This window comes from Pseudomonas defluvii (assembly GCF_001695625.1).
Classification (GTDB): Bacteria; Pseudomonadota; Gammaproteobacteria; order Pseudomonadales; family Pseudomonadaceae; genus Aquipseudomonas; species Aquipseudomonas defluvii.
Genome location: NZ_MBPN01000087.1, coordinates 1 through 22,694, shown reverse-complemented (window position 1 = coordinate 22,694; position 22,694 = coordinate 1). Strand labels below are relative to the sequence as shown.

Annotated in this window: 25 protein-coding genes; 13 read left to right on the top strand and 12 right to left on the bottom strand. The window is 60.8% G+C overall.

Going from position 1 to position 22,694, the window contains the following annotated elements; translation table 11 throughout:
- Window positions 1-88: 88 nt before the first annotated feature.
- The gene (locus EKA13_RS20205; RefSeq protein WP_065761069.1) at window positions 89-685 is read right to left on the bottom strand and encodes a superoxide dismutase; all 597 of its coding nucleotides are present in this window, start codon (window positions 683-685) and stop codon (window positions 89-91) included.
- A gap of 190 nt (window positions 686-875) precedes the next feature.
- Window positions 876-1,475, bottom strand: a complete 600-nt coding sequence (locus EKA13_RS20200) for a LysE/ArgO family amino acid transporter (RefSeq protein WP_065761068.1) — start codon at window positions 1,473-1,475, stop codon at window positions 876-878.
- Between the two features lie 134 nt (window positions 1,476-1,609).
- Between EKA13_RS20200 and EKA13_RS20195 the strand changes: the two genes are divergently transcribed.
- The 3 genes from EKA13_RS20195 to EKA13_RS20185 all read left to right on the top strand — a co-directional run bounded on the left by EKA13_RS20195 (window position 1,610) and on the right by EKA13_RS20185 (window position 4,455).
- Window positions 1,610-2,500, top strand: coding sequence for a LysR family transcriptional regulator ArgP (locus EKA13_RS20195; protein WP_065761067.1), 891 nt, complete (start codon window positions 1,610-1,612; stop codon window positions 2,498-2,500).
- Window positions 2,501-2,549: 49 nt separating this feature from the next.
- On the top strand, window positions 2,550-3,545 hold the full coding sequence (locus EKA13_RS20190) for an NAD-dependent epimerase/dehydratase family protein (protein WP_065761066.1): 996 nt from the start codon (window positions 2,550-2,552) through the stop codon (window positions 3,543-3,545).
- A gap of 88 nt (window positions 3,546-3,633) precedes the next feature.
- Window positions 3,634-4,455: an ATPase gene (locus tag EKA13_RS20185; RefSeq protein ID WP_065761065.1), complete on the top strand. Its 822-nt coding sequence runs from the start codon at window positions 3,634-3,636 to the stop codon at window positions 4,453-4,455.
- A gap of 107 nt (window positions 4,456-4,562) precedes the next feature.
- Here EKA13_RS20185 and EKA13_RS20180 read toward each other — a convergent pair whose 3' ends face one another.
- The 3 genes from EKA13_RS20180 to EKA13_RS20170 are packed head-to-tail and all read right to left on the bottom strand — an operon-like array spanning window position 4,563 to window position 7,118.
- Window positions 4,563-5,612 carry an alkene reductase gene (locus EKA13_RS20180; RefSeq protein ID WP_065761064.1) on the bottom strand — a complete coding sequence of 350 codons (1,050 nt, stop codon included), beginning with the start codon at window positions 5,610-5,612 and terminating at the stop codon, window positions 4,563-4,565.
- A 20-nt stretch (window positions 5,613-5,632) separates the two neighbouring features.
- Entirely contained in the window at window positions 5,633-6,802 is a 1,170-nt protein-coding gene (locus EKA13_RS20175; protein WP_065761063.1) for an MFS transporter, read from the bottom strand.
- 13 nt (window positions 6,803-6,815) lie between these two features.
- Window positions 6,816-7,118: an ArsR/SmtB family transcription factor gene (locus EKA13_RS20170; RefSeq protein WP_065761062.1), complete on the bottom strand. Its 303-nt coding sequence runs from the start codon at window positions 7,116-7,118 to the stop codon at window positions 6,816-6,818.
- Window positions 7,119-7,271: 153 nt separating this feature from the next.
- Here EKA13_RS20170 and EKA13_RS20165 point away from each other — a divergent pair, with 153 nt between their 5' ends.
- Complete coding sequence (locus EKA13_RS20165) at window positions 7,272-7,847, top strand: acyl carrier protein phosphodiesterase (RefSeq protein ID WP_065761061.1); 576 nt, start codon at window positions 7,272-7,274, stop codon at window positions 7,845-7,847.
- On the opposite strand, the gene EKA13_RS20160 is transcribed toward EKA13_RS20165, so the two are convergent.
- Together EKA13_RS20160 and olsB are read right to left on the bottom strand one after the other, a co-directional pair.
- A complete protein-coding gene (locus EKA13_RS20160; protein ID WP_065761060.1) occupies window positions 7,844-8,629 on the bottom strand; it encodes a lysophospholipid acyltransferase family protein in 786 nt (261 codons plus the stop codon). The two genes, EKA13_RS20165 and EKA13_RS20160, sit on opposite strands and share 4 nt — an antisense overlap.
- Window positions 8,629-9,384: an L-ornithine N(alpha)-acyltransferase gene (gene olsB / locus EKA13_RS20155; protein ID WP_065761059.1), complete on the bottom strand. Its 756-nt coding sequence runs from the start codon at window positions 9,382-9,384 to the stop codon at window positions 8,629-8,631. The genes EKA13_RS20160 and olsB overlap by 1 nt, the downstream gene beginning before the upstream one ends.
- Before the next feature lie 133 nt (window positions 9,385-9,517).
- Between olsB and EKA13_RS20150 the strand changes: the two genes are divergently transcribed.
- The 7 genes from EKA13_RS20150 (at window position 9,518) to EKA13_RS20120 (ending at window position 14,602) form a co-directional block, all read left to right on the top strand.
- The gene (locus EKA13_RS20150; protein WP_065761058.1) at window positions 9,518-10,405 is read left to right on the top strand and encodes an acyl-CoA dehydrogenase middle domain-containing protein; all 888 of its coding nucleotides are present in this window, start codon (window positions 9,518-9,520) and stop codon (window positions 10,403-10,405) included.
- Between the two features lie 44 nt (window positions 10,406-10,449).
- Window positions 10,450-11,538 carry a serine hydrolase domain-containing protein gene (locus EKA13_RS20145; protein ID WP_065761057.1) on the top strand — a complete coding sequence of 363 codons (1,089 nt, stop codon included), beginning with the start codon at window positions 10,450-10,452 and terminating at the stop codon, window positions 11,536-11,538.
- On the top strand, window positions 11,535-11,831 hold the full coding sequence (locus EKA13_RS20140) for an amidase (RefSeq protein ID WP_065761056.1): 297 nt from the start codon (window positions 11,535-11,537) through the stop codon (window positions 11,829-11,831). Before EKA13_RS20145 ends, EKA13_RS20140 begins: the two co-directional genes overlap by 4 nt.
- Before the next feature lie 45 nt (window positions 11,832-11,876).
- Window positions 11,877-12,458, top strand: a complete 582-nt coding sequence (locus EKA13_RS20135; RefSeq protein ID WP_065761055.1) for a YceI family protein — start codon at window positions 11,877-11,879, stop codon at window positions 12,456-12,458.
- 1 nt (window position 12,459) lies between these two features.
- Window positions 12,460-13,617: a phospholipase D-like domain-containing protein gene (locus EKA13_RS20130; RefSeq protein WP_065761054.1), complete on the top strand. Its 1,158-nt coding sequence runs from the start codon at window positions 12,460-12,462 to the stop codon at window positions 13,615-13,617.
- A 96-nt stretch (window positions 13,618-13,713) separates the two neighbouring features.
- The gene (locus EKA13_RS20125; RefSeq protein WP_065761053.1) at window positions 13,714-14,295 is read left to right on the top strand and encodes a DJ-1/PfpI family protein; all 582 of its coding nucleotides are present in this window, start codon (window positions 13,714-13,716) and stop codon (window positions 14,293-14,295) included.
- Between the two features lie 10 nt (window positions 14,296-14,305).
- Window positions 14,306-14,602: a ribbon-helix-helix domain-containing protein gene (locus EKA13_RS20120; protein ID WP_065761052.1), complete on the top strand. Its 297-nt coding sequence runs from the start codon at window positions 14,306-14,308 to the stop codon at window positions 14,600-14,602.
- 45 nt (window positions 14,603-14,647) lie between these two features.
- Here the strand turns inward: EKA13_RS20120 and EKA13_RS20115 are convergent, their stop codons facing one another.
- The gene (locus tag EKA13_RS20115; RefSeq protein ID WP_065761051.1) at window positions 14,648-16,171 is read right to left on the bottom strand and encodes a fumarate hydratase; all 1,524 of its coding nucleotides are present in this window, start codon (window positions 16,169-16,171) and stop codon (window positions 14,648-14,650) included.
- Window positions 16,172-16,468: 297 nt separating this feature from the next.
- Here EKA13_RS20115 and EKA13_RS20110 point away from each other — a divergent pair, with 297 nt between their 5' ends.
- Both EKA13_RS20110 and EKA13_RS20105 read left to right on the top strand, forming a co-directional pair.
- Entirely contained in the window at window positions 16,469-17,581 is a 1,113-nt protein-coding gene (locus EKA13_RS20110; protein WP_065761050.1) for a GGDEF domain-containing protein, read from the top strand.
- Window positions 17,574-18,512: an iron-sulfur-binding ferredoxin reductase gene (locus EKA13_RS20105; protein ID WP_065761049.1), complete on the top strand. Its 939-nt coding sequence runs from the start codon at window positions 17,574-17,576 to the stop codon at window positions 18,510-18,512. The genes EKA13_RS20110 and EKA13_RS20105 overlap by 8 nt, the downstream gene beginning before the upstream one ends.
- A 27-nt stretch (window positions 18,513-18,539) precedes the next feature.
- Here the strand turns inward: EKA13_RS20105 and EKA13_RS20100 are convergent, their stop codons facing one another.
- Genes EKA13_RS20100 through EKA13_RS28430 form a run of 4 tightly spaced genes read right to left on the bottom strand, consistent with a single transcriptional unit; the run spans window position 18,540 to window position 22,638 of the window.
- Window positions 18,540-19,505 carry a DUF6708 domain-containing protein gene (locus EKA13_RS20100; protein ID WP_065761048.1) on the bottom strand — a complete coding sequence of 322 codons (966 nt, stop codon included), beginning with the start codon at window positions 19,503-19,505 and terminating at the stop codon, window positions 18,540-18,542.
- Window positions 19,498-20,460 carry a hypothetical protein gene (locus EKA13_RS20095; protein WP_065761071.1) on the bottom strand — a complete coding sequence of 321 codons (963 nt, stop codon included), beginning with the start codon at window positions 20,458-20,460 and terminating at the stop codon, window positions 19,498-19,500. Before EKA13_RS20095 ends, EKA13_RS20100 begins: the two co-directional genes overlap by 8 nt.
- Window positions 20,453-21,415, bottom strand: a complete 963-nt coding sequence (locus tag EKA13_RS20090) for a hypothetical protein (RefSeq protein WP_065761047.1) — start codon at window positions 21,413-21,415, stop codon at window positions 20,453-20,455. Before EKA13_RS20090 ends, EKA13_RS20095 begins: the two co-directional genes overlap by 8 nt.
- A complete protein-coding gene (locus EKA13_RS28430; RefSeq protein WP_245704366.1) occupies window positions 21,412-22,638 on the bottom strand; it encodes a hypothetical protein in 1,227 nt (408 codons plus the stop codon). Before EKA13_RS28430 ends, EKA13_RS20090 begins: the two co-directional genes overlap by 4 nt.
- Between the last annotated feature and the right edge of the window lie 56 nt (window positions 22,639-22,694).

The window sequence follows — 22,694 nt, the reverse complement described above, 5'->3', positions numbered from 1 at the left end:
GCGGTATCGGTCTACGGCAAGCGCGCAGAGCGGTAGAGTGTGCGAAAAAAAACCCGGCCAGGCCGGGTTTTTTTCAAAGCAGTTGCATTCAGGCAGTGAAGGTTTTGCCTTCGAACTGCTCGGCAACGAACTTCCAGTTAACCAGGTTCCAGAACGCCTCGACGTACTTTGGACGCAGGTTACGGTAGTCGATGTAGTAGGCGTGCTCCCAGACGTCGCAGGTCAGCAGCGGGGTGTCGCCGTTGGTCAGCGGGTTGCCGGCGCCGATGGTGCTGGCCAGCGCCAGGGAACCGTCAGCTTTCTTCACCAGCCAGCCCCAGCCCGAACCGAAGGTGCCGACGGAGGTCTTGGTGAACTCTTCCTTGAACTTGTCGAAAGAGCCAAACGCAGCGTTGATGGCGTCAGCCAGGGCGCCCGTTGGCTGGCCGCCGGCGTTTGGTGCCAGGCAGTTCCAGTAGAAGGTGTGGTTCCAGACTTGAGCGGCGTTGTTGAAGATACCGCCCGAAGAGGTCTTGACGATCTCTTCCAGGGTCTTGCCTTCGAACTCGGTGCCAGGCACCAGGTTGTTCAGGTTCACGACGTAGGTGTTGTGGTGCTTGTCGTGGTGGAACTCCAGGGTTTCCTTGGAGATGTGCGGCTGCAGGGCGTCGTGGGCGTAAGGCAGCGGCGGCAGTTCAAAAGCCATGGTGATTCTCCTAATCAGGTCTGTTGCGGTGAGCGCAAGGCCGATCACGGGCGGCCGGAAGTGCATCGGCGAGTCTGTACTCTTTGCGACGCAGGGTCCGGATCATAGCACCGGACCCCAGGCTTAACCACGCAACAAGTGTGTGGGAAAGAGGTTCCAGAGCCTTCTTCCGGTTTTAAGCGATGTTGTCTCAGCCCAGGATCAGTTGAGCGGCCACCGCAAACATCATGACCGCCACCATGAGGTCGAGCATCCGCCAGGTATTCGGCCGGGCCAACCAGGGCGCGAGCCAGGCGGCGCCCAGTGCGAGGGTAAAAAACCACAGTGCCGAGGCACTGGCCGCACCGGCCACGTAGGCGCCGGGCATGGTTTGCTGAGCGCCGAGCGAGCCAATCAACAGCACGGTGTCCAGGTACACGTGTGGGTTGAGCAGGGTGACAGCCAGGGCGCTGAGCAGTACTGCCTGGCGCGAGCGTTGTCCTTGGCCTTCGGCGTGTTGCAGGCTTTGCTGCGAACAGGCACGTATCAGCGCTTTGCTGGCGTACCAGATCAGGAAGACCGCGCCGCCCCAACGGGCGATTGCCAGCAGCGTGGGGTTCTGGGCCAGCACCGTCGCCAGGCCGAAGACACCAGCGGCCACCAGGATTGCGTCACACAAAACGCACAGCATGGCCACCGGCAGGTGATGTTCACGGCGCAGGCTTTGGGCGAGAACGAAGGCGTTCTGGGCGCCGATCGCCATGATCAGGCCAAAGGCGACCAACAAGCCGTTTAGATAACTTTGCCACATAGGAAGAACTCCACAGACGACTGCCGTTGCCCCTCGTCAGGCCACGCAGCAGATATAAAGAAGATGCTGGTGATTCTGGGCAAAACAGCTGTATAAGAAAAACAAATAAAGCTGATCTGGCATTAGGAAAAATAATGTTCGATTACAAATTGCTCTCGGCCCTTGCTGCGGTGGTCGAACAGGCGGGCTTTGAGCGTGCCGCGCAGGTGCTGGGTTTATCGCAGTCGGCCATCTCGCAGCGGATCAAGTTGCTTGAGGCCCGGGTGGGCCAGCCGGTGCTGATCAGGGCCACACCGCCGGGCCCGACCGAGATCGGTCGGCGTCTACTCAACCACGTACAGCAGGTGCGGCTGTTGGAGCGCGATCTGCAACGGCAGGTACCGGCATTGGACGAGGAGGGCATGCCCGAGCGTCTGCGCATTGCTTTGAACGCCGACAGCCTGGCGACCTGGTGGGCGGCAGCAGTGGGTGAGTTCTGTGCTGAGCAGCGCTTGTTGCTGGACATGGTGGTGGAAGATCAGGACGTCGGGCTCAAGCGCATGCGGGCGGGTGAAGTGGCCGCCTGCCTATGTGGCAGCGAGCGGCCGGTGGCCGGTGCACGCAGCTTGTTGTTGGGTGCCATGCGTTACCGGGCGTTGGCGAGCCCGGCGTTCATGGCGCGTCATTTTGCCAATGGCTTTGAGGTCACGCGGTTATCACGCACGCCTGCATTGGTGTTTGGCCCGGACGATTTCCTGCAGCACCGCTACCTGGCGTCGCTGGGGGTCCAGGAGGGGTTTATGCACCACTTGTGCCCGTCCTCGGAGGGGTTTCTACGGATGACCGAGGCCGGTCTTGGCTGGGGGCTGGTGCCCGAGTTGCAGGTGAGCGAACAGCTTGCATCGGGTCGTCTGGTAGAAATACTTCCTGATACCCCTATCGATGTGCCGTTGTACTGGCATCATTGGCGCAACGGCGGGCAATTGCTTGGGCAACTGACTGAGCATCTTGCGACGACAAGCCGGCAGTGGCTGGTGCCGTTGTAGGCGCGACTCGCGTCTGCAGCATCTGAGATATTTCTAAGCGGAGTGGTTCATGCGAATTCTGGTCACCGGCGCAAGCGGCTTTATTGGCGGGCGCTTTGCGCGCCATGCGCTTGAGCAAGGCCTGGATGTCAGGGTCAACGGCCGACGCGCTGAGGGTGTTGAGCACTTGGTACGTCGTGGTGCGCAGTTCATTGCTGGCGATCTGGGTGATCCTGAACTGGCCCGGCGCTTGTGCCAAGGTGTCGATGCCGTTGTGCATTGTGCGGGTGCAGTGGGGCACTGGGGGCGCTATCAAGACTTCCATCAGGGCAATGTGGTGGTCACCGAGAACGTCGTTGAAGCCTGTCTGAAGGAGCATGTCCGACGCCTGGTGCACCTGTCATCCCCGTCGATTTACTTCGATGGTCGGTCGCACATGGGGATCACCGAAGATCAGGTGCCTCGACGCTTCCATGATCATTATGCGAGTACCAAGTTTCTTGCTGAGCAAAAGGTCTTCGGGGCGCAAGAGTTTGGCCTCGAGGTACTGGCCCTGCGTCCGCGCTTTGTCACCGGTGCCGGGGACGTCAGCATTTTCCCGCGGCTGCTGCAGATGCAGCGCAAGGGGCGCCTGGCCATTGTGGGCAATGGCCTGAACAAGGTCGATTTCACCAGTGTGCAGAACCTCAACGAGGCGTTGTTCAGCGCCTTGCATGTTGGTGATGAGGCGCTGGGCAAGGCGTACAACATCAGCAACGGGCAGCCGCTGCCCATCTGGGACGTGATCAATTATGTCATGCGGCAGATGCAGGTGCCGCAGGTGACACGCTACCGCTCGTTCGGTCTGGCATACAGCCTGGCGGCGTTGAATGAAGGGGCTTGCCTGCTATGGCCTGGTCGTCCACAGCCGACCCTGTCACGCCTGGGCATGCAGGTCATGAACAAGGACTTCACGCTGGACATCAGCCGAGCCAGGCATTTGCTTGACTACCGTCCGACGGTCAGCCTTTGGACGGCGCTGGACGAATTTTGTGGTTGGTGGAAAGCACAGCACATCGGCCACTGAACCGATCGGTTCGCAGGTGGTCGATCAGTGCGGCCCTCGGGCGGTTTATACTAATGCTCATTTGCTATCACGGCGGTTGAAGGTACCCATGCGTAACGATGCCCATGACGATTTCGATGATGTCCCAAGCCTGAGGGCCGAGGCGCGTGATCACGACGACTTCACGCCGGCTGCTCAGCCGCACGCCGGTGTGCGTCAGCCTGCCCGCAAGGGCGGTGCAACAGGCCCGCTCTGGGCATTGCTGGGGGCGTCCTTCGTTACGCTTGCCGGGCTCGGCTGGTGGAGTTTCCAGCAAATCTCATTGATGGAGCAGCAACTGGTTGCCACCCAGGAGAGTTTTGCGCGTATCAGCGAAGATGCAGCGGGGCGCCTGCAGGCGATCAGTGGCAAGGTCGCTGCCAGTGAGTCCAGCGTGACCACTGGCAGCGAAGCGCTGAAGTTGCAGATCAAGCAACTGCAGGCCAGTCTGGCTGAGCAACACAAGCAGCAGCAGGGTGTCGCCGGTCAGCAGGGCGATTTGGGCAAGCGTCTGGAGCAGGCACTGGCACAGGCCAGTGAGCAGCAGGCAGCCAATGCTCAGGTGCAAGCCCAGCTCAAGGCGGTTACGGCCGAATTGGCTGCCTTGAAGGCTGCGCAGGCCGAGTCTGACAAGCTCGATGCTCAGCTCAAGGGCTTGTCGGCTGAAGTCGCGGCGCTGAAGAAGCAAGGTAATCCAAACGCGGCGATCGAACGTTTGGAGCAAGACTTGATTGTGCTCAAGAGCGAGCAGGAACACCGCCCGGCAGCGAGTGCAGGCGCGGGGGCGTCTACGGCTGAATTCGATGCCTTCCGTGGCCAGGTGACACGGAACATCAATACGCTGCAAAGCCAGATACAGAACCTGCAGCAGCAGATCAACGCGCGGCCTTGAGGCCGCGGTTGAACGGATCATCTGCCTGCGCCCCTTGCCCTTGTGTGGGCGGTTGCCGCTGCTGGGGCGCGGGGTGCCTTGATCGCAGGCAGCTTCCGTATTGTTAACTACATCCGTGGGTAGTCGATGTACCCGACCGGGCCCTTGCCATAGAAGGTTTCCGGGTGCGGTTCATTCCACGGTGCATCGGCTTTCAGGCGCGCGGGCAGGTCCGGGTTGGCAATGAATGGAATGCCAAAGGCCACTGCATCTGCCTTGCCGTTGGCCAAGGCTGCGCTGGCAGAGGCTTTGTCAAAGCGCTCATTGACGATGTAAGGACCACCGAACGCGGCTTTGATCAACGGGCCGATGCTGTCATCAGCCTCTTTTTCCCGTGAGCAAATGAAGGCGATACCCCGTTTGCCCAGCTCGCGGGCGACATAGGTGAAGGTTTCGGCACGGTTCGCGTCGCCCATGTCATGGGCATCGGCGCGTGGCGCCAGGTGCATGCCGACACGTTCTGCCCCCCAGACCTCGATCACTGCATCGGTGACTTCCAGCATCAACCGTGCGCGGTTTTCCAGTGAGCCGCCGTACTGGTCGGTACGTTGGTTGGTGCTGCTCTGCAGGAACTGGTCGAGCAGGTAGCCATTCGCACCATGGATCTCGACACCGTCGAAGCCCGCCGCCTTGGCATTCTCCGCACCGGTACGATAGGCCTCGATGATGTCGGCAATCTCTGCGGTTTCCAGCGCTCGAGGGGTCGGGAACTCGCTGATTGGCCGTACCAGGCTGACATGGCCTTTGGGTTGAATGGCGCTCGGCGCCACTGGTGCTTCACCATTCAGGTAGCTGGGGTGGGAAATGCGTCCGACATGCCACAGCTGCAGGAAGATCCGGCCGCCGGCCGCATGCACGGCCTTGGTGATTTGGGTCCAGCCACGGACCTGATCATTGGACCAGATACCGGGGGTGTCCGGGTAGCCGACGCCCATGGGCGTCACTGAGGTGGCTTCACTGAGGATCAGCCCGGCGCTGGCCCGCTGCACGTAGTACTCCGCCATCAGCGCATTGGGTACGCGGCCTTCGTCCGCCCGGCAGCGGGTCAGCGGAGCCATGATGATACGGTTCGGCAATTGCAGATCGCCGAGGGTAATGGGGTCGAAAAGCGTCGTCATTTACGTAGACCTCGTTGCAATCAGTGGGTGGCAGGTGCCAGTTCGGCGTTGTCGCCGTTCTGGCGGAAAGTAATCAGGGTGACGATCAGGGCCATAACCGCCAGTGCGGCAGCAGCCAGCGGCACACGGGTCAGCCCCAGGCCTTGGTCGATGACCGTGCCACCGACCCAGGCGCCGAGCGCATTGCCCAGGTTGAAGGCGCCGATGTTCAGGGTCGATACCAGGTTTGGCGCGGCCTTGCCGAAGCTCACTACGTTGACCTGCAAGGCCGGTACGGCGGCGAAAGCGGCGGTGGCCCAGAGAAACAGGGTGATTTCGGCAGGGATCAAGGCGGTGCTGGTCCAGGACAGCGCCGTGCTGATCAGCGCCATGGTTGCAAACACGCCCACGAGGGTGGCCGCCAAACGGCGATCAGCCAGTTTGCCGCCCAGAACATTGCCTACGGTCAGGCCCAGGCCGATCAGCAGCAGGGTCCAGGTCACGCCTCGCGGGCTGACGCCGGTGACATCACCGAGCAGCGGTGCGACGTAGGTGAAGAGGGCAAACATCGACGCGGAGAACAGTACGGTCATCGACAGCGACAGCCAGATACCCGCACCTTTGAGCGCTGCCATTTCCGAGCGCATGTCGAGTTGTTCTTCATCATGCTTGTTGGGCAAGAAGCGGATCAGGCCAAACAAGGCGACGACACCGATCAGGGTCACGGCCCAGAAGGTCGAGCGCCAGCCCGCGACCTGGCCCAACGCTGTGCCCAGGGGCACGCCGAGGACGTTGGCCAGTGTCAGGCCGGTAAACATCAAGGCCACAGCCGACGCACGACGATTGGCCGGTACAAGGTTCGCCGCCACTACCGAGCCGATACCAAAGAACGCACCATGGCAAAGGGCGGTGACCACACGGGCGAACATCAGCACGTTGTAATCACTGGCCAGTGCGCACAGCAGGTTACCGATGATGAAAATACCCATCAGTGCAACCAGGGCTGCCTTGCGCGGCAACCTGGCGGTGGCCAGGGCCATGAACGGTGCGCCGATTGCCACGCCCAGGGCGTAGCCGGTGACCAGCCAGCCGGCGCCTGGAATCGAGACGCCCAGGTCGGCAGCGACATCGGGCAGCAGGCCCATGATGACGAATTCGGTGGTGCCGATAGCAAACGCGCTCAGCGCCAGTATCAGTAAGGGAAGGGGCATGCGAGGGTCCTTGTCAGAGCTCTTGGCTCATTTGCTTGAGGAACGCCTGAATGGTGTCCTCATTGCGTTTGAAGAAATGCCACTGCCCGATCTTCTGGCTGCTGATCAGCCCGGCGCGTTGTAGGGTTGCCAGGTGCGCCGACACGGTTGACTGCGACAAGCCGCAGCGTTGATCGATCTGCCCTGCGCAGACACCGTATTCGGTACTGTGCTGCTGATCGGGAAACTGTACGTGTGGGTCTTTCAGCCAGTTGAGGATTTCTCGCCGTACTGGGTGGGCCAGGGCTTTTATTATTTCGTCGAGATCAAGGGTCATTGTGGTGGCTCATGAGGGGTAACGGTATATCGCGATGCGGCGAAATATAAATCGGTATTTCGCGATATACAAATATGAAGAGGTTCTTAGCACTGCGTAAATCGATATATCGGGTTATAACGATATGTGCAGGCCAGGTGCTAAACTGCGCGCATGAACTACCTTGCACATCTCCATCTTGGCGGCCAGCAGCCCGAGCAATTGCTCGGCAGCCTGTATGGCGACTTCGTCAAAGGGCCGCTGGACGGTCGCTTTTCGCTGTCGCTGGAAGCGGCTATCCGTCTGCACCGACAGATCGATGTATTCACTGACAGTCACCCCGTGGTGCACGAGGCGCTGGGACGGTTTCCACGCGAGCGTCGGCGCTATGCGGGGATCATTCTTGATGTGTTCTTCGACCATTGCCTGGCCCGGGACTGGCTGGATTATGCCGATCAGCCGTTGACGCAGTTTACTCACCGGGTCTATCGGGTGCTGGCCGAGCAGCCGGTGTTGCCGGGTCGCCTGGCGCAGATAGCCCCTTACATGGCGGCTGACGACTGGCTGGGTTCATACCGTGAGTTCGCGGTGCTGGAGCGCGTGCTCAAGGGCATTTCCCGACGGCTGTCGCGCCCCGAGGGGCTCGACGGTGCCTGGGAGGAGGTGCAAGCGTTGTACGAGCCTTTGCAGGAAGACTTTCGGCTGTTCTACCCGCAGTTGCAGGCCTTCGCACAGAAAGCCCTGCGTTAAGCCGCTTTGGCCCGCCGTTGCGGCATGGCCTCTGGGGGCTGACCGTACAGCGCGCGATGCACGGCCTGCTGAGCGTTCAGGGCCAGTACGGCGCGCTCCTGATCATGGCTGGCGATGGGCTCAAGCAGGTGAATCTCGACCTCGGCGCGTTCATGGCTGAACAGGCGCAGCAGGTGCGAGAGCAGGTCATCATCGCCGATAAAGGGGGCGATGGCGTCTGTTTCGCCATTGCGCAGGTAGCGCAAGGCGACCGGCTGCACTGGCACGCCGGTATCGATGGCGCTGGCCAACAAACGGCCGTGAAACGTGCGCAGGCTGCGCCCATCGGTGGTGGTGCCTTCCGGGAATATCAGCAGGTCGCACTGTTGTTGCAGGTGCTGGCTGATCTGCTTGCGCAGCAACTGGCTGTCGCCGCCTCCGCGACGGATGAACAGTGTGCCTGCCTTGTGCGCCAGCCAACCGGCTACAGGCCAGGTGCGTACTTCGGCCTTGGAGAGGAACGCCAGTGGCGTGATCATACCGAGCAACGGGATGTCCGTCCAAGACACATGATTACTCACCCACAGCATGGGTTGTTGCGGCAGGTTGCCCACCACCGTGACCTTGAAGGGCAGGGCATTGCTCAACTGGCGCATGAACAGCTGAGACCAGCGTTGCCGGCGCTGTAGCGAGGGGTTCAGGCGAAGGCGTTCGTAAAGGCTGAACAGGCTTGCCATGCTCAGCCCGAGCAGAACCACCAGCAACAGGCGCAGAACGCGTCCCTGGACGCGCAGGCGCCGCATCAGACGGCCGCCTTGAAGTGGCGAGCGTAGCGCGGGCAGAGGTTGTCGCGCTTGAGCAGGATGAACACGTCGGCGACCTGAAACGCCTCGTCCCAGCAGGGTTCGCCACAGATCTTAGCCCCCAGGCGCATATAGGCCTTGAGTAGCGGCGGCATTTCGGCGATGACATTGCCTGGCAGGGCCAGGTTCGGCAGTGGCGTTTTCGGCTCTGCGCGCAGGTGCTCGTTACACAGGTAGCGCTCGCGCAGGCGCTGCATGATGGCATGTGCCTGAACGCCACCATCCTGCATGGGAATACTGGCGCAACCCATCAGGTAGCTATAGTTGCCTTCGTTGAGCACTTCAGCCAACTCGCTCCATAGCACGGCGATGGTGCCGCCATTGCGGTAGGCCGGGTCGACGCAGGTTCTACCCAGTTCCAGGATCGGGCCATGCAGATGGCCGAGGCCGTGCAGGCTGAATTCTTCTTCACTGTAAAAGCGGCCCAGCGTACTGGCTGCCTGATGGTCAAGCAGTCGGGTGGTGGCCACCAGGCGCCCGCTGGTCAGGTCGCGTACACCGATATGCTGACAGTGAGGGTCGTAGTCATCCATGTCCAGGCCGTGTTCTGCACCGTTTAGCTTGGCCTTGAATTCACTGCTGAACACGTTGAAGCGCAGGGCCTGTGCTTCTTGCAGGGCCTCTGGGCCGACCAGACGTTCGGCTTGCAGACGGCGTTCAGTGCTGTTGTCGCCAGAGCGAGCGATCTGAGTCATTGCGAGTCTCCATAAGCCAGCCATGGGGTTGCGGCTGGTCGACTTTGTTGTGCAAAGTCAGCCTAGGTAGACGTGGTGTCACCCCGGTGAATGATTGGTGATGCTTCTATGACAGCCCCTAAGGAGTCCCTCAATGGTCTGGCTGGAACGACTCAACCACATGCCGTCTCAACCGCTGTTGGCGACGTTGGGTGAGACTTACAGTGTGTTGCTCGAGCGGCTTGGCACCTGCAGCCCGTTCGAGTTGGCAATCCTGGGTGGACGGTCGATGCCGACCCCGGGCTTGGCCTTCTTGCTTGGTTATCAGGCCGCGTTGCGGGTGCTCTGGCCCAGTGCACCGCAGAGCCTTGGTGCCCTGTGTGCCAGCGAGCGACGCAGTGTGCGCCCGGCCGACATGCAAACCCGGCTTGATGAACTGCGCCTGAGTGGCAGCAAGGATTTTGTCACCGCCGGGCTGGATGCCGACTGGCTGTTGGTGGCCGCCCGGAGCGAGGCAGAGGGCGAATCACCGCGCTTGAGCCTGGCCGTGGTTTACCCCGGCGAGCCCGGGGTCCGTTTGGAGCCTTTGCCAGCGCTACCGTTGATGCCAGAAGTCGGGCATGCCCGGCTGCACCTTGAGCAGGCGCTGTGCGAGCGCCTGGCCGGTGATGGCTGGGATGCCTATGTCAAACCCTTTCGCACCCTCGAAGACCTCTATGTACTCAGCGCTCTGTGTGCCTGGCTGTATGGCGTTGGCCAGGTCAGCCGGTGGCCGCAGAGCCTGCAACTACGTCTGATCAGTCTGCTTGCCGGCTGTGCCGAGGGTAGTCGGCTGTGTGCGGATACGGGGGCTTGTCACCTGCTGCTGGGTGGGCTGTTTGCCCAGTTCGCGGGCTTGCGAGAGGAGATCAACCGTGCGTTGCTGGCCAGCGATGGGCAGTGGGCCAGCCTCTGGCAGCGCGATCAGGGCGTTCTCGATATCGCCAGTGCTGCACGGTCCAAGCGCCTGGCCAAAGCCTGCGCTGCTGCGGGATTGTCATAGAACCGGAGTAGTCTGGGGCGGATCGACTGTCTTGAGGTCCGGCCATGGGCAAGGCTGTGCTGTTGATCATTGCATTGAGCGTGTTTGCGCTGGAGGGCCGTGCAGCAGAGATCTGGCCCGATTCGGACTGGGCTTCGACAAGCCCGCCGGCAGGCCCCGCGTTGCAGGCACTGGAGGCGTACGCGTTTGCGCCGCGTGGCAGTCAAGGCCGTGAGGGCGTACGCACGGATGCCTTGCTGGTCGTCCAGGACGGGCGCATCGTGTATGAGCGCTACGTGGCGCCGACGTCGGCGCAGACACGCCATTTGACCTGGTCGATCAGCAAGAGCGTCCTGGCGACGCTACTCGGCGTTGCCTACGGCCAGGGGCGTTTCAGCCTGCAAGATCCGGTGGCGCGCTATTACGCGCCGATGCAGGCTCACCCGCAGGTGCGCATTGAGGACCTGCTGCACTGGGCCAGCGGCCTTGCGTGGCAAGAGGACTATGAGTACGCGCCGCTCCACTCTTCGGTCGTGGCCATGCTCTATACCCGAGGGCGCGCGGATATGGCCGCCTACGCCGCCAGCCGTGCACGTGCTGCCGGCCCCGGTGAGCGCTTCCTCTACTCCAGTGGCGACAGTAACCTGTTGGCGGCGGCGCTGCGTGGCATGGTCGATAGTGAGGATTATGCATGGCAAGCCCTGTTCCAGCCGTTGGGGATCACTCAGGCAACCTGGGAACGGGATGCCAGCGGTACGTTGATCGGCTCCTCTTACCTGTACCTGAACGCCCGTGACCTGGCCCGTATTGGTTTGCTGATGTTGCGTGATGGGCGCTGGCAGGGGCAGCCGTTGCTGCCGCCTGAATGGGTGGCGTTCAACCGCCAGCCGTTTGCAGCGGCAAGCGCAGCGCCCGGTGAAGCAACACCCGGTGGCCACTGGTGGTTGAATACGCCTGTCGCGGGCGGCACCAGGCCCTGGCCGGATGCGCCCGCCGAGACGTTTGCCGCCTTGGGGCATTGGGGCCAGGCACTCTACGTGTTGCCAGCTCAGAAACTGGTGATCGTGCGCTATGCGGATGATCGCGATGGGCGTTATCAACATAACGAACTCCTCAAGCGGGCCCTCGCGGCCTTCGCGGGAGAACAACCATGAAACGTATGTTGCTGGTGCTGCTGATTAGCGCGTGCGCCTGGGCCGGGTGGGAGCGGGAGGCCTTGCTGGCGTTTCCTGGGGTGCTGAGTGCCTACTCTGCCAAGGAGTACTGCTCCTGCCGATATGTCATGGCATTTCCTGCCGAGTATTGCCGTGGATATGTTCAGCAGTATTTGCCATTGAGTACGCTGCGCGATGAGCCGTCTTTGCACTTGGTCAGCGCTACAGGGTTGGGGCGTAGCAATCGTGCCACGTGGGAAGGGCCGAGGCAGGGCTGTCGCTTGCTGCCATGAGGGTGTGCAGGTAAGGTTGACTGCTACTGTGCCTATGGATTTCACATGTTCAAATCGTCCCGTCTGTTCTTCGCTCTGCTCGCAGTATTGGCTTTGCCGGCCCAGGCTAATTGGTACCTGGACAACGAGTCGTCGCGGCTGTCGTTTATCACCAACAAGAATGGTGATGTCACCGAAGTCCATCGTTTCCTGGTGTTACATGGCAAGGTCGATAGCAAAGGCGCGGCTGAGCTGCAGATCGAGATGGACTCGGTCAATAGCGGTATACCCCTGCGTGATGAGCGCATGCGCAAAGACCTGTTCGAGGTCGCCCGTTTCCCCGATGCGCTGATTCGTGCCCAGCTTGATCTGCGTCCCATCAATGACCTGGCCAATGGTGCTCAGTTGGAGTTGCGTTTGCCGGTGACGGTCAGCCTGCATGGCAAGGAGCATAGTTACAGTGCTCAACTGCTGGCGACTCGGCTTGATGAGCGGCGCTTTCAGGTGGTGACGCTTGAGCCGCTGATGCTGCGGGCTGAAGAGTTCGACCTGGCACCGGGTCTGGATGCCTTGCGCAAGGTCGCCGGGCTGCAGTCCATCAGCCTGTCGGTTCCGGTGGGTGCAGTGCTGATTTTCACGGCGCGCTGAGATGGCCGGGGCGGTCTTTCCCTGGCGCGGGGGTAACCAGTTCGAGTTACTGATCGACGGCCCCGAATTTTTCCCGCGGATGCTCACCGCCATCGTTCGTGCCCAGCATCAGGTGGACCTGGAACTCTACCTGGTGGAAGCCGGTGCCTGTGCCGAGGCGATGGTGGCGGCGCTGGTTCAGGCTGCGGAGCGCGGTGTGCACGTACGCTGTCTGTTCGATGCTTACGGATCGTTGGCGTTTACGCTGAGCTTGCGCCAGCGACTGCTGGCGGCCGGTGTCGAGTTACGTTGGTACAACTCGCTGAGCTGGCGCCGTGGTGTGCGCAACCTGTACCGCGATCACCGCAAGTTGCTGCTGGTGGATCAGTCTTGGGCGGTCGTCGGCGGTACGGGTGTCACGGATCAATTCTGGACCCCAGGTGAAGAGGTCAGCGAGTGGCATGAGGTCATGGTCGAGATGCGCGGGCCGCTGCTGGCGGACTGGCAGATGCTGTTCGACCGGCAGTGGCGAGCCAACTTGCGCCGCACGGCCTGGCGCCCACCGACTCATTTTGGTTTGCCACGGGTGCCTCGGGTACCGCCAGAGGGCAAAGGGCAGGGGCGTGTGGCTTATGCCGATGCCCGGCAGCACCGCGATATCCTGCAGTCGCTGGTGCGTGCACTGAACACTGGGCAGCGTCGGGTCTGGTTGGCGACACCTTATTTTCTGCCGACCTGGAAAGTGCGTCGTTCATTGCGTCGGGCAGCTTCACGGGGCGTCGATGTGCGCCTGCTATTGACGGGGCCGCGTACCGATCATCCGTCGGTGCGCTATGCCGGCCATCGCTATTACCCCCGGCTGTTGCGTGCCGGGGTGAAGATCTTTGAGTACCAGCCCTGCTTCCTGCATTTGAAAATGGTGCTGATTGACGATTGGGTGAGCATCGGCTCGTGCAATTTTGACCATTGGAACCTGCATTTCAACCTCGAAGCCAACCTTGAGGCGCTTGACCCGCCGTTGACCGCCGCAGTGGCCGCCAGCTTCGAGCGAGACTTCGCCCAGAGCACGGTCATTGACCTAGAGCATTGGCACGCCCGGCCCTGGTGGAAGCGGGTTCAGCAGCGGATGTGGGGCTGGCTGGATCGTCTGGTGGTCAACCTGTTGAATCGGCGCGACTGAACGACCGTCGCTGTAGTACCAGACTATTACCCGCCGTTGGCTGGGGAGGTCTATTGTGATGGAGAACTTTCCCCCTGTGCCCAAGGAGTCTGCGAAATGGCCGCGAAGAAAATCCTGATGCTGGTCGGCGATTACGTCGAAGATTATGAAGTGATGGTGCCGTTCCAGGCATTATCGATGGTCGGCCATACCGTGCACGCCGTGTGCCCGGGCAAGGCCGCGGGGCAAACGGTACGCACGGCAATCCATGATTTCGAGGGTGACCAGACCTACAGCGAGAAGCCGGGGCACAATTTTGCCCTGAACTTCGACTTCGCCAAGGTACGTGCCGAAGACTACGACGCACTGGTGATTCCGGGTGGGCGGGCACCGGAGTACCTGCGCCTGAATGAGCAGGTGTTGCAACTGGTCAAGGCCATCGATCAGGCGGGCAAGCCGATTGCGGCCGTCTGCCACGGCGCCCAACTGCTCGCCGCTGCGGGCGTACTGTCAGGCCGCGAGTGCAGCGCCTATCCGGCGTGTGCACCGGAAGTGCGCTTGGCGGGTGGTCAGTATGTCGACATCGAAGTGACTCAGGCCCATGTTCAGGGCAACCTGGCCACGGCGCCTGCGTGGCCGGCACACCCGGCGTGGCTGGCCGGTTTCCTGGGCTTGCTCGGCACCCGGATCACACTCTGAAGGAGGCGGTATGTGCGAGCTCTACGTGAGGGCCGATCCCATTCTGTATGAGTCGCGCAGCCGCTCTTTGCGCATTCGCGGGGTCGTGACCACGGTGCGGCTTGAGAACCAGTGTTGGGATGTGTTGCAGGAGATCGCCGAGGTCGATGGAATGACCGTCAACCAGTTGATCACGAAGTTGTATGAAGAAGTGATGGCCTACCGCGGTGAGGTCGTGAATTTCGCCTCGTTCCTGCGGGTGAGCTGCATTCGTTACCTGAGCCAGCGTCAGGTAGCGCAGCCGGTGTCGTTGCGCGTCGTGGGATAAAACGCTGCGGCGATGAGACCCGGCTGGGCCTCATCGCCGTGCAGCTTACTTCACTTCTACTGCCAGGCTCTCGGCGATCTTGTGTTGCCAGATCGCTGGACCGGTGATGTGAACCGACTCACCTTTGCTGTCGACCGCAACGGTAACAGGCATGTCTTTGACCTCGAACTCGTAGATCGCTTCCATGCCCAGTTCGGCGAAGGCCAGCACCTTGGACTTCTTGATCGCCTGGGCGACCAGGTAAGCCGCGCCACCGACCGCCATCAGGTAGACAGCCTTGTTGTCCTTGATCGCCTCGATTGCAGTCGGGCCGCGCTCGGACTTGCCGATCATGCCCAACAGGCCGGTTTGCTCAAGGATCTGACGGGTGAACTTGTCCATCCGCGTCGCGGTGGTCGGGCCGGCTGGGCCAACGACTTCGTCACCAACCGGGTCGACTGGGCCTACGTAGTAGATGAAACGGCCCTTGAGGTCTACTGGCAGAGCCTCACCCTTGTTCAGCATCTCGACCATGCGCTTGTGCGCAGCGTCGCGACCGGTGAGCATCTTGCCGTTGAGCAGGATGGTTTCGCCCGGCTTCCAGCTTTGAACGTCTGCCGGGGTCAGGGTGTCGAGGTCGACACGGCGAGCCGATGGGCCGGCTTCCCAGACGATTTCCGGGTAGGCGTCCAGCGACGGCGCTTCCAGCTCTGCCGGGCCCAAGCCGTCGAGCACGAAGTGCGCGTGACGGGTTGCGGCGCAGTTCGGGATCATGCACACCGGCAGCGACGCGGCGTGGGTCGGGTAATCCATGATCTTGACATCGAGTACAGTGGTCAGGCCGCCCAGGCCCTGGGCACCGATGCCCAGTTGGTTGACCTTCTCGAACAGTTCCAGGCGCAGTTCCTCGATACGGTTCTGCGGGCCGCGGGCTTTGAGCTCATGGATGTCGATGGACTCCATCAGTACTTCCTTGGCCATGACCGCAGCTTTCTCGGCGGTACCGCCGATGCCAATGCCGAGCATGCCAGGTGGGCACCAGCCAGCACCCATGGTCGGAACGGTCTTCAGCACCCAGTCAACGATCGAGTCGGACGGGTTGAGCATGGCCATCTTCGATTTGTTCTCGGAGCCGCCGCCCTTGGCTGCCACATCCACTTCCACGGTGTTGCCTGGAACGATGGAGTAGTGAATCACCGCCGGGGTGTTGTCCTTGGTGTTCTTGCGAGCGCCAGCCGGGTCGGCCAGGATCGAAGCACGCAGGACGTTCTCCGGCAGGTTGTAGGCGCGACGGACGCCTTCGTTGATCATGTCGTCCAGGCTCATGGTGGCGCCATCCCAGCGCACGTCCATACCGACGCGCACAAATACGGTGACGATGCCGGTGTCCTGGCAAATTGGCCGGTGACCTGTGGCGCACATGCGCGAGTTGATCAGGATCTGGGCGATGGAGTCACGGGCTGCCGGCGACTCTTCGCGCAGGTAGGCCTCGTGCATCGCCTGGATGAAGTCCACGGGGTGGTAATAGGAAATGAACTGCAGGGCGTCGGCAACGCTCTGAATCAGGTCGTCTTGCTTGATCACGGTCATGCAGCGCGCTCCTCTTAAAGACGGGAACATTCAATAAGGAGTTTCGACGCAAACGGGCTGTCGAAACGACTTTCAAGGCGCGCCGACTGGAGCTGGCGACGCAAAAAAGGCGCCGCAGTATAGCGTGCATCGGCAGTCGATACACGTTTGTGTCGTGCAACAAAGGTCGGCAGCAGACAGGCATCGATTTTGCGTGGTACGTCAGTGCAAACATGGCAATTGTTGTGTTCAGCGCCTAAAGTGGCACCTAGCCATCTTTCAACTTGTCGCCATCAATGGCAGCACGGTGAGTCATTTGTGACCGAAACAGCGCTGCAGAAGCTTCTCATCAAGCGTTTCCTTCTGGCTGTCAGCACCTACTCGCTGGTTGTGGTGTTGGCCTGGGTGGCATTTCTGTGTGGTCATTTCCTCGCGCCGCCGGGGTTGTTGGTGGCAGGCAGTGGCCTGATGCTGTTGACCCAAGTGCTGCTGGGCCTGGTTTTTCTCAGCGGGATCAACTTGCGCTTCAAGGACCCTAGCCTTACTGAGCTGCAAATCGTCCTGGCCTTGATCGGGTTGACCTGGTTGTTGGCCCACCTGGGGCAGGCGCGTGGAACCTTTATGGTGGTCTATCCATTGATCCTGATGTTTGGCCTGTTCCATTTGCGTGGTTGTGCATTTGTCCGCTGCGCCGCGCTGGTGTTTGGCTGCTTCCTTGTCCTCAATGGCTGGGAGGGCTTCACCGGCCGGATGGCCAACCCATCGCTTGCGTTGCTGCAAGGCAGTGCGTTGCTCGTGGTACTGGTCTGGTTGTGCCTGTATGCCCGCTATGTACAAGCCTCGCGGCAACGCATACGCAAGCATCGCTTCGCCCTTCAAGCCCATCAGGACACCTTGCGCGGCATGATGCGTCAACTGGAGGCGTTGGTGGCCACTGACGAGCTGACCGGTCTGTTCAATCGCCGACATTTTCTGCGTCTGGCCGAGCAGGAGCTGGGTCGCATGGAGGCGGGTGGCCAACATGGGCTGGCGCTGATCGACCTTGATCATTTCAAGCGTATCAACGATGTGTACGGGCATGCGGTCGGCGACCAGGTCCTTCAGGCATTTGCCCATATTGCCCGGGCGTGTTTGCGTGAAACCGACATTGTGGCGCGTTACGGCGGCGAAGAGTTTGTGTTGCTCCTGCCCCACTGCAGTGCCCAGCAACTGTCGGTGTGTTGCGAGCGCCTGCGCCGAGCCTTTGCCGAGGCTGAGCTGGCAGCAGTCGTGTTGCCAGGCTCGCATTTGAGCTTGTCGGCGGGCATGACCTTGCTCACCAAAGATGATGATCTGGACGCGGCCTTGCACCGCGCCGACCAAGCCCTCTATCGTGCCAAGCATGGCGGTCGCAATCGTTGCCTGCCGGCTTGGGAGTATGCCGATGCCTGAACTGCATGTAGGGGAGCACTGCTGGACTGTGGCGGCCGGTAGCAACTTGCTTGATGCCTTGAATGACGCCGGTATGGCCATCCCCTACAGCTGCCGGGCCGGCAGTTGCCATGCCTGCCTGGTGCGCTGCCTGGAAGGTGTGCCGACCGATACCAATCCTACTGCGCTGGCCGAGGAAAAGCGTCAGGACGGCTGGCGGTTGGCCTGCCAGTGTCGGGTGGACCAGGACCTGCGCATTGCGCGCTTTGATCCTCTTGAGGATGGTGTGCCCGCTGAAATCGTGGCACTCGACTGGCTCGCCCCTGAGGTGTTGCGCCTGCGTGTTGTGCCGCTTAAACCGTTGCGTTACCAAGCCGGCCAGCACCTGGTGTTGTGGACGGCCGCAGGTGTTGCCCGGCCCTACTCGTTGGCGAGCCTGCCGGGCGAAGAGGGCTTTCTGGAGTTTCATATCGACTGTCGTCGGCCTGGGCTGTTTTGCGATGCGGCTCGACAACTGCACGTGGGTGAAATGCTGCGCCTGGGGGAATTGCGTGGCGGGGCGCTGCACTATGACGCCGACTGGCAAGAGCGCCCGCTATGGCTGCTGGCCGCCGGCACGGGCCTGGCGCCGCTCTGGGGCATCTTGCGCGAAGCCTTGCGTCAGGGCCACCGAGGGACGATTCGGCTCTTGCACCTGGCGCCCGACCCGCGCGCGCACTACTTGGCGGCGCCGTTGCAGGCGCTGGCGCGGGAACACCCATTACTGCAGGTGGAATTGATCACCCCAGAGCAGTTACCCGCTGCGCTGGCGGCATTGCGCCCACCGTCACGGCAAACCCTGGCGTTGGTTTGCGGCGCGCCGACCAGCGTGGAGCAGTTCGCCCGTCGACTGTTCCTGGCCGGCGTGCCGCGCAATCAGGTTTTGGCGGATACCTTTACCGACCACGCCTGAAGCCTCCGCTGCGTCCGAACCTGGCAGCTAGCGCGCCTGACCGGCGTGTGCCGATGCCGCCAGCTCCGCCTCACGTTCAGCGATGGCAGCTTCCAGTTCAGGAGAGCGCTTGGCCCACTGTTCGGGTGGCAGGGGTTTTGACCATTCGCTGATTTCGGGGTAAGGCAGGTCGGGGGGGGGAGAGAGCTTCCAGGTTTGCAGCATGAAGGCCAAAGGCGCGCCGAACACGAACAGGGCAAACACCAGCCATAGTGCCTTGTGCATGCGCCCAGTGACGGCATACTCGCGAATGCCATCCACGTAATTACAACATTCGCCCCAGAAGACGTTTCGCCCTTTCAGCCTTGCGCGGGCACCGTCAAAGTCGTTGGCTTCAGGTAGCGCCTGCGGCCCGATTTCCATATAACTGCGCATGCACTCCCACAAGGCCATCGCCGTGGTACCGCCGCCACAGTTAAAACCCAGGCTGAAGTGCTGGTTGCCTTCCTGTGCATCGTGATCGGGGTTATCAAAGCCGATGAACAACAGCCCCATTTCCATTCGGCCCCCTTGGCTGACGGTCGAATGCTGGACGGCTGCTGCGGTCACCGACTCCCACGGCACAATCCAATATTCGCCGTCTTCGCGAGGGACGCAGACCTCGCGGCGCTGGCGGTTGAAGCGCAAGGGCAAGGGGACTGGGCGGAACAGGCCGTGGATCAAGATAAATGATGGAACACCAACGATGAGTCCTGCTCCAATAGCGAAGATGTACCAGAGGTCATCATCCCAAGAGTAATACCCCATAATCAGAAACATCATCGCAAGGGGCCATATGACCATCACCCCTGATCCAATGCTGTAGCTCCCAATATCGAGAAACACCTCATTCTTGCGCCAGATGGTGTTGAGCACATCTGCCGGTGGTTCACCCGTCGGGATCGGCAGGGGGGCCAGGTAATCACGTTGTGAGAACAAGCGTTTTTGGGTTGTACCGGCTGCTGGTCTACTCATGCCGTTCCCGGCTCGACGCAGATGCCAACTTCGCCGCCAGCTCAGCCTCACGCTCAGCAATGGCTGCTTCCAGTTCAGGTGAGCGCTTGGCCCACTGTTTGGGAGGCAAGGGCTTTGACCATTCGCTGATTTCGGGGTACGGCAGGTTGGGGGGTGGAGAGAGCTTCCAGCGTTCCAACACATCAATCAGCAGTGTGTTGAAAATAAACAGGCCGAAAAAACCTTCCCACAGCAGCGTCAAGAACCAGCCCTTGTGCTGTGCGGCCTCAAAACAGTCGTCAATGTATGTTGCCAGGATGCCCTTGGGGCGATGAAACCGAGCGGTACGGTCAACAACTGCATGTGGCCCGACCTCCATGTAACTGCGTATGCACTCCCACAAGGCCATCGCCGTGGTGCCGCCACCGCAGTTGAAACCCAGACTGAAATGCTGGTTGTCTTCCTGTGCATCGGGGGCGGGGTTATCAAAACCGATGATCAACAGCCCCATCTCCAACCGCCCCCCTTGGCTAACGGTCGAATGCTGGACGGCCGCAGCGGTGACCGACTCCCACGGCACAATCCAGTACTCACCGTCTTCGCGAGGGACGCAGACTTCGCGGCGTTGGCGATTGAAACGTAACGGCAGGGGAACTGGACGGAACAGGCCGTGGATCATGATCAGTGCGGGGATACCCGTAATAATGCCTCCACCAATCAGTGTGAACAGACTACCCTCTGGCGAAATATTCCTAAAACCGTAAGCCAATCCCAGAAACATCATCACAAGGGGCCACAACACCATCACCCCCGCCCCTATGCTGTAGCTCCCAATATCGAGAAACACCTCATTCTTGCGCCAGATGGTGTTGAGCACATCCGCCGGTGGTTCACCCGTCGGGATCGGCAGGGGCGCCAAGTAGTCACGTTGTGAGAACAGGCGTTTTTTGGTTGTACCGGCTGCAGGTCTACTCATCATTTCCCCGGCTCAAGGCAGGCGTCGACTTCGCCGCCAGTTCAGCCTCACGCTCAGCGATGGCTGCTTCCAGTTCAGGTGAGCGCTTGGCCCACTGTTCGGGTGGCAAGGGCTTTGACCATTCGCTGATCTCGGGGTACGGCAGGTCCGGTGGGGGTGAGAGCTTCCAGCGTTCCAACACATCAATCAGCAGTGTGTTGAAAATAAACAGGCCGAAAAAACCCTCCCACAGCAGCGTCAAGAACCAGCCCTTGCGCTGTGCGGCCTCAAAACAGTCGTCGATGTATGTTGCCAGGATGCCCTTGGGGCGATGAAACCGAGCGGTACGGTCAACAACGGCCTGCGGCCCGACTTCCATATAACTGCGCATGCACTCCCACAAGGCCATCGCCGTGGTACCACCGCCGCAGTTGAAACCCAGGCTGAAATGCTGGTTGCCTTCCTGTGCATTTGGATCGGGGTTGTCAAAGCCGATGAGTAACAGCCCCATTTCCATTCGGCCCCCTTGGCTGACGGTCGAATGCTGGATGGCCGCTGCAGTCACCGATTCCCACGGCACAATCCAGTACTCACCGTCTTCGCGGGGAACGCAGACCTCTCGGCGCTGGCGGTTGAAGCGCAATGGCAAGGGGACTGGGCGGAACAGGCTTTGGATGAGAATTAGTGCCGGGATACCCGTTATAACCCCTCCTATAGAAAGAGTCAGCACACTACCTTCCGGCGAGATGTTTCTAAAACCGTAAGCCAAACCCAGAAACATCATCACGAGAGGCCACAGCACCATCACCCCCGAGCCTATGCTGTAGCTCCCAATATCGAGAAACACCTCATTTTTGCGCCAGATGGTGTTGAGCACATCCGCCGGCTGTTCACCGGTCGGGATCGGTAGAGGTGCCAGGTAATCACTTTTTGAGAACAAGCGTTTCCTGGTCGTACCAGCAGCAGGTCTACTCATTTTCGCCACGTCGGCTGCAGGTAGCGCGAGCATTGCTGCTGGTCACTCAACAGGTAATGCCGGGCACTGTCCAAACCGGGAGTAGGATCGTCACGCAGGGCGATGACGCCATCTTTGTGGGTGATGGTAAAGGCCATGCCCCGTTCGCCGCCGACAAAGGCGCCCTCGCCGAGCAGCGAGATCAGTGGTGTCCGGTAGTACACGCGCAGCGAAACACTGGCGGGGTTTGAACTGAGGTTGTTCGACAGCCGAAACTCACCGTGCAAACGCAGGCCTTGCCCCTCTTGGTGGGGTATCCAACTGCAGCGGCTTTCCGCCAGCCAGTATTTACCGACATCGCACCATAAGCGCGGCGGTGCCACGGTGCTGAGTGGGTTCATCTCCAGTTGCATATCCCAGGTATCACGATCGATCGGGTCACCGATCATGGCCAGCGCCAGGTAGGTACTGTGGGGCTCCGCACCCGGCAGGTCGAGGGTCAGGCTTCTGATGACCGAGAGGCTGCGTTTAATGTGGGGATGAGCTGAATAGGTCAGCGTGTTGAGCACCTCAACACTGACCTTCGGCGCATACAGGATACGGTACAACTGGGCGAGTTCCTGCTGCTGCGCCTCGGGCGAAACGGGCCCCAGGTCGCGCGCCCGTTGTTTGGACCAGCAGCAGTTGGCGAGAAAAGTCTGCAAGGGCTTTTGCTGGAAAAACCAGGCGATCAGGTACAGCACACCCAGCCCGGCGATCAGGATCGTGATAGGCCCCATCCATAACAGATAGCCTGTAATCGCGGCGTCGATGGTCATGACACCAGCGATAGCCTTGGCGGTATAGGCCACGCCTAGTAGCGCTTGGGCACTAAAAGCAGCCACCTGTCCAGCGACTACAGAGTGACGCATCACCAACCATGGATCGATAGAAGTGTGAGCGCCCTCTAATTGCTTTTGTATTGATAGAAATTCCATCCCCGAGGCAACAGCTGAAAATCCACCAATAACACCACCAAAGAGCGTCAGCGCTGGCGCAGCAGATAAGCGAAAAGTGAACTCCTTAACCCCCAACCCCTTCCGAATCTGCATATCTACCACCGCCGTCAACGCCGCCCCGGCATACAGCGTCGCGGAAATCGTGTCGTTGATCCGCTGATTGTCCATCCCCTCCAGCGCACTGGCCTGGCTCAGGTGGCTATTGGCATTCCAGCTGTTGAGCAAGAGCACCATCAGGGCGATCAAGCCGCCGCTGTTTTGCACCACCTTGCTGTTGAAGATGCCCGCCGGTTGCCCCAGGC

Excerpts from the sequence above, each read along its gene's own strand:
- EKA13_RS20205 (WP_065761069.1), bottom strand. The coding sequence starts at position 685 with ATGGCTTTTGAACTGCCGCCGCTGCCTTACGCCCACGACGCCCTGCAG.
- EKA13_RS20200 (WP_065761068.1), bottom strand. The coding sequence starts at position 1,475 with ATGTGGCAAAGTTATCTAAACGGCTTGTTGGTCGCCTTTGGCCTGATC.
- EKA13_RS20195 (WP_065761067.1), top strand. The coding sequence starts at position 1,610 with ATGTTCGATTACAAATTGCTCTCGGCCCTTGCTGCGGTGGTCGAACAG.
- EKA13_RS20190 (WP_065761066.1), top strand. The coding sequence starts at position 2,550 with ATGCGAATTCTGGTCACCGGCGCAAGCGGCTTTATTGGCGGGCGCTTT.
- EKA13_RS20185 (WP_065761065.1), top strand. The coding sequence starts at position 3,634 with ATGCGTAACGATGCCCATGACGATTTCGATGATGTCCCAAGCCTGAGG.
- EKA13_RS20180 (WP_065761064.1), bottom strand. The coding sequence starts at position 5,612 with ATGACGACGCTTTTCGACCCCATTACCCTCGGCGATCTGCAATTGCCG.
- EKA13_RS20175 (WP_065761063.1), bottom strand. The coding sequence starts at position 6,802 with ATGCCCCTTCCCTTACTGATACTGGCGCTGAGCGCGTTTGCTATCGGC.
- EKA13_RS20170 (WP_065761062.1), bottom strand. The coding sequence starts at position 7,118 with ATGACCCTTGATCTCGACGAAATAATAAAAGCCCTGGCCCACCCAGTA.
- EKA13_RS20165 (WP_065761061.1), top strand. The coding sequence starts at position 7,272 with ATGAACTACCTTGCACATCTCCATCTTGGCGGCCAGCAGCCCGAGCAA.
- EKA13_RS20160 (WP_065761060.1), bottom strand. The coding sequence starts at position 8,629 with ATGCGGCGCCTGCGCGTCCAGGGACGCGTTCTGCGCCTGTTGCTGGTG.
- olsB (WP_065761059.1), bottom strand. The coding sequence starts at position 9,384 with ATGACTCAGATCGCTCGCTCTGGCGACAACAGCACTGAACGCCGTCTG.
- EKA13_RS20150 (WP_065761058.1), top strand. The coding sequence starts at position 9,518 with ATGGTCTGGCTGGAACGACTCAACCACATGCCGTCTCAACCGCTGTTG.
- EKA13_RS20145 (WP_065761057.1), top strand. The coding sequence starts at position 10,450 with ATGGGCAAGGCTGTGCTGTTGATCATTGCATTGAGCGTGTTTGCGCTG.
- EKA13_RS20140 (WP_065761056.1), top strand. The coding sequence starts at position 11,535 with ATGAAACGTATGTTGCTGGTGCTGCTGATTAGCGCGTGCGCCTGGGCC.
- EKA13_RS20135 (WP_065761055.1), top strand. The coding sequence starts at position 11,877 with ATGTTCAAATCGTCCCGTCTGTTCTTCGCTCTGCTCGCAGTATTGGCT.
- EKA13_RS20130 (WP_065761054.1), top strand. The coding sequence starts at position 12,460 with ATGGCCGGGGCGGTCTTTCCCTGGCGCGGGGGTAACCAGTTCGAGTTA.
- EKA13_RS20125 (WP_065761053.1), top strand. The coding sequence starts at position 13,714 with ATGGCCGCGAAGAAAATCCTGATGCTGGTCGGCGATTACGTCGAAGAT.
- EKA13_RS20120 (WP_065761052.1), top strand. The coding sequence starts at position 14,306 with ATGTGCGAGCTCTACGTGAGGGCCGATCCCATTCTGTATGAGTCGCGC.
- EKA13_RS20115 (WP_065761051.1), bottom strand. The coding sequence starts at position 16,171 with ATGACCGTGATCAAGCAAGACGACCTGATTCAGAGCGTTGCCGACGCC.
- EKA13_RS20105 (WP_065761049.1), top strand. The coding sequence starts at position 17,574 with ATGCCTGAACTGCATGTAGGGGAGCACTGCTGGACTGTGGCGGCCGGT.
- EKA13_RS20100 (WP_065761048.1), bottom strand. The coding sequence starts at position 19,505 with ATGAGTAGACCAGCAGCCGGTACAACCCAAAAACGCTTGTTCTCACAA.
- EKA13_RS20095 (WP_065761071.1), bottom strand. The coding sequence starts at position 20,460 with ATGAGTAGACCTGCAGCCGGTACAACCAAAAAACGCCTGTTCTCACAA.
- EKA13_RS20090 (WP_065761047.1), bottom strand. The coding sequence starts at position 21,415 with ATGAGTAGACCTGCTGCTGGTACGACCAGGAAACGCTTGTTCTCAAAA.